Genomic DNA, 11,682 nt, shown 5'->3' on the forward strand with positions numbered 1-11,682 from the left:
CTTTTACGCATCATTTGGTGTTGGGATGGGACCTGCCATAAAGACCAACGGCGGCAGCGACAAACAAACCCAAAAGAATGTAACCCGTTATTGCCTCGGTAACAGCCAATGCGCGGCAAAGCCCGGCAGGGCGTAAGTCTCCAAAGCCCACGGTGGTAAAGGTCACATAAGAGAAATAAAGGACATCAGCGGGACCACCGGCACCCACGACACACAGATCGTAATACCCGAAAGAACCGTAAACAGCAGCGAAAAGAAAAGGCACAACCTGTATGAAGGAAATGCCCATCAACAAAAGCTGGCGACGTGGAGATCTGACCTGGGTGATGTAATACCACGTCTGAGACACAAGCCAGATCAAGAGGCCAACCGTGGCTATAGTCCCGATTGTGTTCCCTGCGGCAGCCTCGCTTAGATTCGACAGAACAATCCAGATCAAAAAGCTGGCTAACACTAGACCGCACGCTGCGACCAAGGTCGACTTCCACTCCTCCAAAGTAGTTGGGTCGCGACGCATTAGACCTCCGACAGAAATACCTGCAGGCGATCATCCAGTTTCCCAGTATTGGTCGCAACCAAAAATAAAAACGAGATCAATCGGAAAATAGGTGTTCTGTGCCGCGATTCCGGGCCAAGACAATTTGCCGTTGACGTTCTCGAAAACGCGCCTTGTCTTGTTCCGAAGTTTCGTTAACACATTGGTGGCAAGCCACTCCAACCTCGAATTCCGGTCGCTTCATGTCCTCGGGTCTGATCGGGCGACGACACCCATGGCACAGGCTATGCGGGCCCTCAACCAGCCCGTGCCCAACAGAAACACGATTGTCAAAAACAAAACACTCGCCTTGCCAGGTGCTGTCTTTTTCCTGCATTTCCTCGAGATATCGAAGGATGCCGCCTTTTAGGTGATAGACGTCTTCAACCCCTTGCCCCAAAAGGTAATTAGTGGATTTCTCGCACCGGATGCCTCCGGTGCAAAACATTGCAACGCGCTTATTGTGAAAACGCTCCTTATTTTCCTGCCACCAACGTGGAAAATCGCGAAAACTGCTAGTTTTAGGGTCTATCGCGCCCTTAAATGTTCCGATTGCCACCTCATAATCATTCCGGGTGTCGATGACCACCACATCATCAGATCGGATCAAGTCGTTCCAGTCTTGCGGCTCGACGTAATTCCCGACGGTCGCACGTGGATCGACGTTGGGTTGGCCCATCGTGACTATTTCTTTTTTGAGGCGCACTTTCATTTTTCCGAATGGAGGGTGGTCCGAAGTGGCCTCTTTCCATTCTAAATCCCCGCATCCAGGCAAGCTGCGGATATGGTCCAACACCGCATCAATTCCGGGACGCGGACCGGCAATGGTGCCGTTAATCCCCTCTTTAGCCAATAACAGGGTTCCTTTAACCGAGTGCGCGCAACACAGTTCCTTCAATGCGGGACGCAAGGAGTCTGGGTCGGGGAACCGTGTAAAATGATAGAGGGCAGCGATCGTATACATGCGCGCGATCTAATGCCAGCGCGTCAAAGACGCAAGAGAGCGGATTGACGGTAACTTCACCTAGCCATACCGATAGGTCAACAATAGGAGGCCCCATGACCCACGCGCTGCTTGTAATAGATGTCCAGAACGATTTCTGCCCTGGCGGCGCTCTTGCCGTTCCCGGCGGAGACGAAGTGGTCGCTCCTATCAACGCGATGATGGCTGATTTTGATGCGGTGATTCTGACGCAAGATTGGCATCCGGCGGTACATTCCTCTTTTGCCAGTCAGCATGACGGCAAGAACCCGTTTGACACAACCGAATTGCATTATGGTGAACAGGTTCTTTGGCCTGATCACTGCGTACAAGGCACAGAAGGTGCCAATTTCCACCCCGGGCTGAATACACATGCCGACTTGGTCCTTCGCAAGGGCTTTCGCAAAGACATCGACAGCTACTCCGCCTTTTTTGAAAATGACCGGGAAACACCAACAGGGCTGGAAGGTTATCTGAAATCGCGCGGGATCGCAAAACTGACAATCGTTGGTTTGGCCACAGATTTCTGCGTACATTATTCCGCCGTTGATGCAGCGCGGCTAGGGTTTGACGTGACTGTTCGTACTGATGCCTGCCGAGCCATCGACATGGAAGGATCTCTGGCTGCAGCAAAACAGGCCATGAAGGCAGCAGGTGTCAAGCTTGAGTGATCGCTAAGGCGTCGTTCCCTGAGAGGCCAGAAATTTGATAACAACAAAGAAGATTACCGCCAGACCCAAAGCAAACCCAATCCGGCCTATCAACGATTGGCGTTCTGAAACATCCGTCGCGGGCGAGGCGTTAACTTTCGGCGAATCTCTCAGTTGTCTGGCAAAACCCGCTTTGGGTCGCGCCGTTCTGACATGTTGCAAGAACTGCCAGAAGTCAAACTCACCACAGTATTCGCCTTGAACGCCCATGTTTCGGATATTCGCGAATAATCGTTTGAGGATACGCTCGCGGTTTCGGGAATCTTCGGGTGAATAGAATCCGGGCGTGGCATTCTTTCCTGCGGTTTCCAGGCTAAATCCTGACTCCAGAAATATTCTGCGGATTTTGGGCGAAGCCCCACGCAATGCGTCCGCGGTTTTGATGTCCCGAAATTGCGCGCGCACTGGGGGGGCACCCGTGACCGGCGTCAGGGCGTGCTCAGGATCAACCTCATCGGGAGCGATCGCGACTATATCAAAGTCGTACTCGAGACCCATTCACTCACTTCAACCTTCTTTTTAACCCATCCCCTCGCTAACTTCCGAGGGGCACTGACAATAAGCCGGTAATACGACTTGACCTTAGCATTGTTACCTATTTGGCGACCCTTGCCAATCACCGCGTCGATTGATCTAACAGCGGAAATTGCAGGAGTTCCCCATGGTCGACATTGCAACGCGTGTCTACAATCACAAATGGAAGATCGACCCAATTGTAAGGTCTTTAATAGACACAGACTTCTACAAACTGCTGATGTGCCAGTCAGTGTTTCGAAATAAGCCCCAAACAGATGTCACTTTTTCGCTGATAAATCGTTCGAATCACGTTCCATTGGCAAAATTGATCGACGAAGGCGAATTGCGCGAGCAGTTGGACCACATCCGCTCACTTGGTCTGAGTCGGGGAGAAAGCACTTGGCTTCGGGGCAATACTTTCTACGGCAAACGGCAAATGTTCCGCTCGGATTTCATGAAATGGTTCGAGAACTTGCGATTGCCGCCCTATCACCTTGAACGCAAGGGAGATCAGTACGAACTGACCTTTGAAGGCAAATGGCACGAGGTCATGCTATGGGAAATTCCCGCACTTGCGGTCCTGATGGAGTTGCGGTCGCGTGCGGTTCTGAATGATATGCGCCGTTTCGAACTGCAGGTGCTTTATGCCCGCGCTATGACACGCGTTTGGGAAAAAATCGAAAAACTACGGACGATAAAAGGACTCGGGATCGCGGACTTTGGTACGCGGCGGCGGCATTCCTTCCTTTGGCAGGATTGGTGTGTTCAGGCAATGATCGAAGGGCTGGGAAGGTCTTTCACCGGCACCTCGAACTGCCTGATTGCTATGCGGCGCGAGGTTGAAGCGATCGGAACCAACGCCCATGAACTGCCCATGGTCTATTCCGCTTTGGCAAACACGGACGAAGAGTTAGCTCAGGCACCATACGATGTTCTAAGCGACTGGCACGAAGAACATGACGGTAACTTGCGCATCATCCTACCGGATACGTACGGAACCAAGGGGTTCCTGGAACGCGCACCAGACTGGCTTGCAGGATGGACCGGGATCCGTATCGACAGCGGTGATCCGGCAAAGGCCGCCAAAATCGCGATTGACTGGTGGAAATCTCGCGGCGAGGACCCGTTGCAAAAGAGGATTATCTTTTCTGACGGGTTGGACGTGGACAAGATCCGCGATCTGCACGCGCAGTTCGCCGATCTGACCTCGGTATCATTTGGCTGGGGCACCTTGTTAACGAACGATTTTCGCGGCCTTGTACCTGGCGACGCGTTGGCCCCATTTTCTCTGGTCTGCAAGGCCGTATCTGCCAATGGACGCCCGACAGTTAAACTGTCGGATAACCCAGAAAAGGCAATGGGTCCCGCCGACGAAATCAAACGCTACAAGCGTGTCTTCGGCGTCGGAGTGCAGGATTCGATCGAGGTAATCGTCTGATTGCTAGCCGTGAAAGGCCGCAACCGTTTTTAACTGCGAAAAGCCGTACAGAGCTTCAAACCCCTTTTCGCGACCATGACCCGATTTACCAACACCGCCGAACGGCAGTTCGACGCCCCCACCTGCGCCGTAGTTGTTGATGAAAATTTGCCCGGAACGCAGCCGTTTCGCCAGCCGCATTTGTCGTGCCCCGTTGGCAGTCCAGATACTCGCCACAAGACCATATTCTGTGCTGTTTGCTACTGTTAGAGCCTGTTCTTCAGTGTCAAATGGAATCAAGACCTGAACTGGGCCAAATATCTCATCTCGCGCCAGAACATGATCCGACGGAACATCACAGTACAATGTCGGCTTTACATAGGCGCCATTGTCGGGGGCACCCGAAACTATCTGACCCTGCGCGGCAATCGTCAGGTCAGACCCTATTTTAAAAAAATTACTGACTATTTCCTTTTGCCGATCCGAGATCAAGGGGCCGATCCTTAGGTCTTGCAAAGCCGGGCCTACCGTCAGTTGCGCATACGCCTCTGCCATGCGGGACTTAACCTTATCGTAAACGCCGCGTTGCACAAGAATGCGGGACGAGGCCGAGCATGTTTGTCCCGCATTCTGAATTCCCGCGTTGACGAGAAATGGTAGCGCGGCATCCAAATCGGCGTCATCAAACACCAGTTGCGGTGATTTGCCTCCCAATTCCAACGTTACAGGCACCACATTGCGCCCTGCAGATTGCTGCACCAGCGCCCCAGTTTCGACCGAACCAGTGAACGAAATATGATTCACACCTGGATGCGACGACAAAGCTGCCCCGGCTTCGGCGCCCAATCCCGTGACGACGTTCAACGCGCCAGCGGGCAGTCCAGCCTCTAGCGCTAAGTGGGCAAAAGCCAACGCGGTCAAACACGCCTCTTCCGCCGGTTTCAGAACACAGGCATTTCCCATCGCCAAAGCCGCGCCGACGGACCGGCCAATTATCTGCATTGGATAATTCCACGGCACAATATGACCGGTAACCCCGTGCGGTTCGCGCAGCGTATAAACGGTATACCCGTCCAAATAGGGTATAGTCTGCCCCATAACCTTATCCGCCGCACCGCCATAGAATTCGCAATAACGCGCTAAAGCGACGGCATCTGCCTTTGCTTGGGTTAACGGTTTCCCCACGTCCACTGCCTCCAGCTGCGCCAGCTCATCGACACGCTCGGAAACCAATCGGCTCAATCGCGACAAGATACGCCCCCGTTCAAACGCTGTCATTCTGCCCCAATCGCCGTCTCGGGCGGATTGGGCCGCGTTTACTGCGGCATCCACATCCCAAGTTTCACCTCGCGCGATACGACATATTTCGGTCCCATCAGAAGGGTTCTTAAGCGCCAGGGTTTTGCCAGTCGCTGAGGAAAGCCATTCGCCACCGATCAAAACCAGACTTGGATCAAACCAAAGCGCTTGCGACATAAGGTGCTCCTGTTTCAGGCTCTAATAAGACGTTTTTGCCAATTTTATTTCAGGCAGACGCGGTGATGCCGCAATCAATTCTCGAGTATACGCGTGTTGCGGGTCTGAAAAAACATGTTCGGTTTTTCCTTGTTCGACGATCCGCCCTGCCCGCATGACCATCACCCGGTCTGTAATGGTTCGAACAACGCTCAAATCGTGGCTGATAAATAAATAGGTCAGATGATACTCCCGGCATAGTTTCGCCAGCAGATCGAGGATCTGCGCACGAACCGAAACATCAAGGGCCGACACAGCCTCGTCAAACAGGATCAGTTCGGGGCGGATTATCAAGGCCCGCGCAATTGCAATCCGCTGACGCTGCCCGCCTGAAAACTCGTGAATGTACTTTCCCGCGTCGTCAGGGTTAAGGCCAACAGCCGTCAACATTTCAGCAACGCGGTGATGCCTTTCAGCTTGGGTAGGAGGTGTTTCCAAGAGGTGGAGTGGTTCAGTAATCAGACGCCCGACGCGGTGACGGGGGTTAAAGCTGCCGAACGGATCCTGAAACACAACCTGTAACTTTCTTCGTACCTCAAGATTAGGCTTGTGGCCAGTGAAGACCGGCTGGCCATCCAACCGAATTTGACCGCTCTGGACATCTTCCAACCCTAAAATTGCCCTTGTTAGGGTCGATTTTCCGCAACCAGATTCACCAACCAGCCCCAGACGCTCACCACTGTTTAATGTAAAGCTGACTGAGTCGACCGCTCTGTGATGCTTTGGGTTTTCGAAAAGGCGGCCTCGCGGCAATCGATATTCACGCACGACATCAGCGACTTCCAGCAGAACCCGTGGCTTCGGTGTTTTTGGTAACTCGACCTGATGGCCGGATGCTTCAAACAACATACGAGTATATGGGTGCTTCATATTGCTCAGCAGGTGTTGCGTTTCCCCCTCTTCGACCACGATACCATTGCGCATTACAACAATCCTGTCGGCCAGATCCGCAACCACGGCCAGATCATGGGTGATCATCAACAGGCCCATGCCGTATTCTTTCACCAAACCCTTAAGCAACCCGAGAATCTGTGCTTGTGTCGTGACATCCAGTGCCGTCGTTGGCTCGTCCGCAATTAGCAACTTAGGCCTTAGCGCAATGGCCATTGCGATGACAACGCGCTGGCGCTGACCGCCCGAAAGTTCATGCGGATAGCGAGATAACGGAAATCGATCAGGTGGCAGGCCTACCCGGATCAGAACGTCGCGGGTTTTCTCATACGCCTTGTCGGGAGACGTGGCCTTGTGGATCAAAATAGTCTCGGCCACTTGATCACCTATAGTCTTCACCGGGTTCAGGGCCGTCATCGGTTCTTGGAACACCATTCCAACTGCGGCCCCGCGTAAATTGCACATCTGGGCTTCGGACAGTCCCAATAAGTTCTGCCCGTTCAAGTCAATCTCACCCTTTTGAACGGATCCGCTTGGAAGAAGCTGCATAACCGCCAGAGCTGTCATGGATTTACCCGACCCGCTTTCCCCGGTCACAGCCACGATCTGTCCAGAATCTATGGACAGGTTAATTTGCTCGAGTATCGGGCGATCTTCGATTTCAACCGAGAGATTTGTTATTTGCAACAAGCTCATGCCCGCGCCACCCGGATACGAGGATCCAACCAATCCCTCAACCCGTCGCCCAATAAGTTCAACCCCAGTACGGTTACAATGATCGCCAGTCCGGGGATCAGAGCCAAATGCGGTGCAATTCCGACCATTGTCTGCGCATCGGCCAACATGCGGCCCCAGCTCGGTGTGGGTGGCTGCGCGCCAAGACCAACATAACTCAACCCAGCTTCCGCAAGAATTCCCAGAGAGAACTGGATGGTACCCTGAACGATCAACAAATTGGCAACGTTGGGCAGAATATGCTCAATTGAAATTCTGGCAGTTCCCTTGCCCGCAACGCGGGCGGCAAGGATGAACTCTCGCTCCCACAGCGATAACGCGGCACCGCGCGATATCCGGGCGAATACAGGAATGTTGAAAATGCCGATTGCGATGATTGCGTTAATTGCCCCAGCCCCAAAAACGGCAGTGATAAGGATTGCTATGACCAAAGAGGGGAAGGCAAAAACCAAATCATTGCCACGCATGATTACTTCGTCGAGCCAGGATCCTTTTCGCGCAGCGGCAGTCAATCCAAGTGGCACGCCCAGCGCGATGCCGATTCCGACGGCTACTAGCGCCACGGCAATCGAAGTACGGGCACCGACCATAATCATCGAAAACATGTCGCGTCCGAAATGATCGGTCCCGAACCAATGCGTATTGTCCGGAGTTGCGAGCTTGGACGGAATATCCAATGCGGCGTGATCATATGGTGTCCAAATGAACGAAACCAATGCCGCAAGAACTACCAAGGAGGACAACGCTGCCCCCAGGATTAGATTTCGGCTCATGTCCTGCTCCTGAGCCGGGGATCAACGGCGGCATATGCCAGGTCAACTAGAAAGTTCACTGTGATAACGGCAAAGACCAGTAACATCACAACAGATTCCACAACAATCAGGTCTCGGGCTGAAATCGCCTGAAACACCAGCCGCCCCAACCCTGGAAGATAAAAAACCTGCTCTATGATGATGGACCCGGCCAGCAGAAACGAAAATTGCAACCCGATAATAGTTAGCACCGGAATTAAAGCATTCCGAACACCGTGCCGCCACAAAGCCTGACGTCGAGACAGGCCCTTGGCACGCGCGGTGCGCATATAATCTTCCCCCAGTATGTCCAATAGCGCGGATCGCATAACTCGGGCCAGAATCGCCGCCTGAGGTAAGGCAAGGGCGATAGCAGGAAGGGTCAAGGAATGCAGTCCGACCCAAAGCCCGCTCTCCCAACCAGCAAAACCGCCAGCGTTAAACCAAGGCAGATTAATCGCAAAAATCAAAACGAGCATCATTGCGAACCAGAAGTTGGGCACCGCGATGCCAAGTTGTGTCGCGCCCATCACAGCCAAATCCCCCGGCTTGCCGCGTCTTGCTGCCGCATAAATTCCGGCTGGAAAAGCTATCATTGTCGAAAGTGCTAGAGCGTAAAGCGCTAGCGGAAGTGATACCCACAACCGGTCAGCGATCATTTGCGAAACAGGAGTGCGATAGGTATATGAGGTGCCAAAATCTCCGACCAGCATTCCCCCAATCCAATTCAAATACCGGTCGAATTTGGAAACATCTAACCCAAGTTCTGCCCGCAGCGCAGCAAGTGTGTCTTCTTGGGCGTTGACACCCAACATGAACGATGCCGGATCGCCCGGAGCAACTTCGATTACTGCAAAGATAACAACCGATGAAACCACAAGGCTGATTACCAGCGACATCAAACGTTTGAGAGTGTAGCGAAGCATGGTTTAGACGTTAGAGTCACATACTCCGCTGGTCCAGAACCTAAGGCACCAAAAGATATGCGAAAACCGCGTAGGCGATGATTGCAGCGTAGCCTAAAGGATAGATCCATTTGATCGCATAATTGTCCAGAACTCTGGCCGTCCCCTCTCGCCCAGACACCTTTAGTTTCCGCAGGGCTACATTGAACACAATCAACGCTCCGGTCATCAGAAACATGCATTGGAGGATAAAATCCAGAAAAGTCAGATAGCCCAGCCTGGGAAGATCGGCGGAAATCGCCCAATTAAAGGCTACAAACACCAAAAGATTACCTCCGGCGATCTCAATCCTGCGTCGATACTCATCCAGAAAAAACAGGGCCCAGCCGACCGTTATCAGAACCAGCATCGGCAAAAAGACACGAATTATGTAATAAGTAAGGTGACGACTTCCTTCGAATATCAGCGCGACCTGGTCACTGTCGCGACCCGACAGGCCAACAACCTTGGACGCTTCTAGCCTTGCGCCGCCCAATATCCACTCTTCTTCGCCCAACAAATCCCCCAGGCCGGAGAAGTCATCCAAGGGATAGTAGGACACGTAATCCGACGGAAAAATCGAAACCACGTCAAAGTGGAACTCCTGCGTGTCGAACGGATATTTCCGGAAATCAAAATGAGGGGCCTGCAAAGTTAGAGACGATTTTTCAACGTACACCACACGCCCGTCATATCGCAATGAAGCCGCCGCTTCGTGGATCCACTTATTTGACTGTTGATTGTGGATGACAAATGCAGGAAGCACTGCCCCGATTTCAGCAGCATGATCCGCCAATGCCCGCGGATTGAAAACCTTGATGTCCCGCCTCAGTTCTTCGCGATCAAACGCCAGCGCAGGGTCGATCCACTCGACACGCAAAACAACGACGGCACCGTAATTTTCGGCTTTTTGGTCCACATTTGTGATTTGATCGATCTTGATGCCAATACCGACTTCCAGTGGATTCTCTGGCGTTCCTGCCAAAGCATCCAACCGGTTATCAAGGATGTTCTGTGCGTTTGCCTGACCAACCGCCAGCGATATTAGCCAAACAGTAAAAAGGCATAGCGTTAGAAATCGTGGGAAATTCATGACCGATAGTTAACTGAAAGGTTTGTTGGGGCCGCACAAAGCGGCCCGTCTTTCTGTTATTCCGACCAACTGATTGCGGTCAGGTCTATGGCCGCCGTCGGAGCGTTTTCCCAAAGACCCTGAATTCCGGCCTTGGCCACACCCAACTTGGCCAACTGAAACAAGAAGCCGTTAACATAATCGTTTGAGATCAACCTCTGTGCTTCACCCATCAACTTTGTACGCTCATCAGGATCGGTAGTGGAGTTCAACGTGTCCATCAATGCCTGAAAATCGGTGCTGTCATATTGAAAGTAATAATCTGGCCGAGCGTAGATGCCGATATCCATCGGCTCTGTGTGGCTGACGATTGTCAGCCCAAAATCTTTTCCTTTGAATACCGATTCCAGCCATTGCGCCCATTCGACATTGATAATCTCAGCCTTGATACCGACATCCGCCAGCTGTGCCGCAATAATTTCCCCTCCTCGACGCGCATAAGACGGGGGTGGCAGGTGCAGGGTAGTCTCAAATCCGCCTTCAAAACCTGCTTCGGCCAACAGCGCCCGTGACTTTTCGGGGTCATATGCGGAGACTCCTGTCAAATCGACATAAGCTGGGTTGTGCGGCGCAAAATGCGTACCGATCGGGGTTCCATACCCAAACATCGCTCCGTCAATTATGGCCTGACGGTCTATAGCGTGCGCAAGCGCCTGGCGCACTCGGATATCGTCAAACGGCGGCTGTTTGTTGTTGGTGGACAAGATCGTCTCGCCCTCGGTCGAGCCAACGAGAACCTGAAACCTCGGATCAGCTTCGAACTGAGGCAGGTTTTCTGGCGCCGGGAAATTGTCGAATGCGTCAATATCCTCTGCCATCATCGCGGCGAAAGCAGCGGTTGGGTCCGAGATGAACTTGAAGGTTGCCGATTCCAAAGCTGGTTCTTCACCCCAGTAATTCGGGTTCCTCTTCAAAGTGATGCTGTCACCTTGCACCCAATTGTCGAAGGTAAACGCCCCGGTGCCCACCGGATTGGTCTTGATATTTTCAATACTCTCAGGCGCGACGATGACCGCATCCCCCCAGGCCAGATTGAACAAGAAGTTTCCATTTGGCTCTTTTAGGGTCACTTTTAAGTTCAACGGGTCGACAACCTCGACGCTTTCTATTCCAGCAAACAAAGCTTTCTGGGCATTTGTACTGTCTTCAGCAGTGGCACGGTCAAGGCTGAATTTAACGTCTTCGGCATCCATCGCGGTGCCGTCGTGAAAGGTCACGCCATCGCGCAACTTGAATGTGTAGACTTTCCCATCATCCGAAATCTCCCAACTTTCGGCAAGTCCGGGTACAACCGAACCATCACCCATAAAACGGGTCAGTCCTTCAAAGACGTTGGTATAAACCACCGAATCGATGGCTTGCGCTGCCGCACTGGTCGGATCCAGGTGCGGTGGCTCAAGTTGCATGGCAATGGTTATGTCCGACTTCGCGAACGCTTGTGACCCAATCAGAATAGCGCCAAGCGCCAAGGCTGAGGTGAAAGATCGAACCGACTGCATTCCCATAAAATTCAC

Annotated in this window: 11 protein-coding genes; 2 read left to right on the forward strand and 9 right to left on the reverse strand. The window is 52.7% G+C overall.

Annotated features, from left to right (window positions below; genetic code table 11):
* Nucleotides 1-10: 10 nt before the first annotated feature.
* Together GOV45_RS15890 and trhO are read right to left on the reverse strand one after the other, a co-directional pair.
* Entirely contained in the window at nt 11-517 is a 507-nt protein-coding gene (locus GOV45_RS15890; protein ID WP_170479569.1) for an ion channel, read from the reverse strand.
* 76 nt (nt 518-593) lie between these two features.
* Nucleotides 594-1,499 carry an oxygen-dependent tRNA uridine(34) hydroxylase TrhO gene (gene trhO / locus GOV45_RS15895; RefSeq protein WP_170479571.1) on the reverse strand — a complete coding sequence of 302 codons (906 nt, stop codon included), beginning with the start codon at nt 1,497-1,499 and terminating at the stop codon, nt 594-596.
* Nucleotides 1,500-1,594: 95 nt separating this feature from the next.
* Here trhO and pncA point away from each other — a divergent pair, with 95 nt between their 5' ends.
* A complete protein-coding gene (gene pncA, locus GOV45_RS15900) occupies nt 1,595-2,188 on the forward strand; it encodes a bifunctional nicotinamidase/pyrazinamidase (protein ID WP_170479573.1) in 594 nt (197 codons plus the stop codon).
* A 3-nt stretch (nt 2,189-2,191) separates the two neighbouring features.
* Here pncA and GOV45_RS15905 read toward each other — a convergent pair whose 3' ends face one another.
* Nucleotides 2,192-2,725 carry a hypothetical protein gene (locus GOV45_RS15905; RefSeq protein WP_170479575.1) on the reverse strand — a complete coding sequence of 178 codons (534 nt, stop codon included), beginning with the start codon at nt 2,723-2,725 and terminating at the stop codon, nt 2,192-2,194.
* Nucleotides 2,726-2,888: 163 nt separating this feature from the next.
* Between GOV45_RS15905 and pncB the strand changes: the two genes are divergently transcribed.
* Nucleotides 2,889-4,181: a nicotinate phosphoribosyltransferase gene (gene pncB, locus GOV45_RS15910; protein ID WP_170479578.1), complete on the forward strand. Its 1,293-nt coding sequence runs from the start codon at nt 2,889-2,891 to the stop codon at nt 4,179-4,181.
* A 3-nt stretch (nt 4,182-4,184) separates the two neighbouring features.
* Here pncB and GOV45_RS15915 read toward each other — a convergent pair whose 3' ends face one another.
* The 6 genes from GOV45_RS15915 to GOV45_RS15940 are packed head-to-tail and all read right to left on the reverse strand — an operon-like array spanning nt 4,185 to nt 11,667.
* Nucleotides 4,185-5,636, reverse strand: a complete 1,452-nt coding sequence (locus GOV45_RS15915) for an aldehyde dehydrogenase family protein (protein WP_170479580.1) — start codon at nt 5,634-5,636, stop codon at nt 4,185-4,187.
* A gap of 21 nt (nt 5,637-5,657) precedes the next feature.
* Nucleotides 5,658-7,262 carry an ABC transporter ATP-binding protein gene (locus GOV45_RS15920; RefSeq protein WP_170479582.1) on the reverse strand — a complete coding sequence of 535 codons (1,605 nt, stop codon included), beginning with the start codon at nt 7,260-7,262 and terminating at the stop codon, nt 5,658-5,660.
* Nucleotides 7,259-8,074, reverse strand: coding sequence for an ABC transporter permease (locus GOV45_RS15925; protein WP_170479584.1), 816 nt, complete (start codon nt 8,072-8,074; stop codon nt 7,259-7,261). Before GOV45_RS15925 ends, GOV45_RS15920 begins: the two co-directional genes overlap by 4 nt.
* Nucleotides 8,071-9,018 carry an ABC transporter permease gene (locus GOV45_RS15930; RefSeq protein WP_170479585.1) on the reverse strand — a complete coding sequence of 316 codons (948 nt, stop codon included), beginning with the start codon at nt 9,016-9,018 and terminating at the stop codon, nt 8,071-8,073. The genes GOV45_RS15925 and GOV45_RS15930 overlap by 4 nt, the downstream gene beginning before the upstream one ends.
* 40 nt (nt 9,019-9,058) lie before the next feature.
* A complete protein-coding gene (locus tag GOV45_RS15935; protein WP_170479587.1) occupies nt 9,059-10,129 on the reverse strand; it encodes a hypothetical protein in 1,071 nt (356 codons plus the stop codon).
* A gap of 56 nt (nt 10,130-10,185) precedes the next feature.
* A complete protein-coding gene (locus tag GOV45_RS15940) occupies nt 10,186-11,667 on the reverse strand; it encodes an ABC transporter substrate-binding protein (RefSeq protein ID WP_170479696.1) in 1,482 nt (493 codons plus the stop codon).
* Nucleotides 11,668-11,682 lie beyond the last annotated feature (15 nt).

The organism is Ruegeria arenilitoris (assembly GCF_013035425.1).
Taxonomy (GTDB): Bacteria; Pseudomonadota; Alphaproteobacteria; order Rhodobacterales; family Rhodobacteraceae; genus Ruegeria; species Ruegeria arenilitoris_A.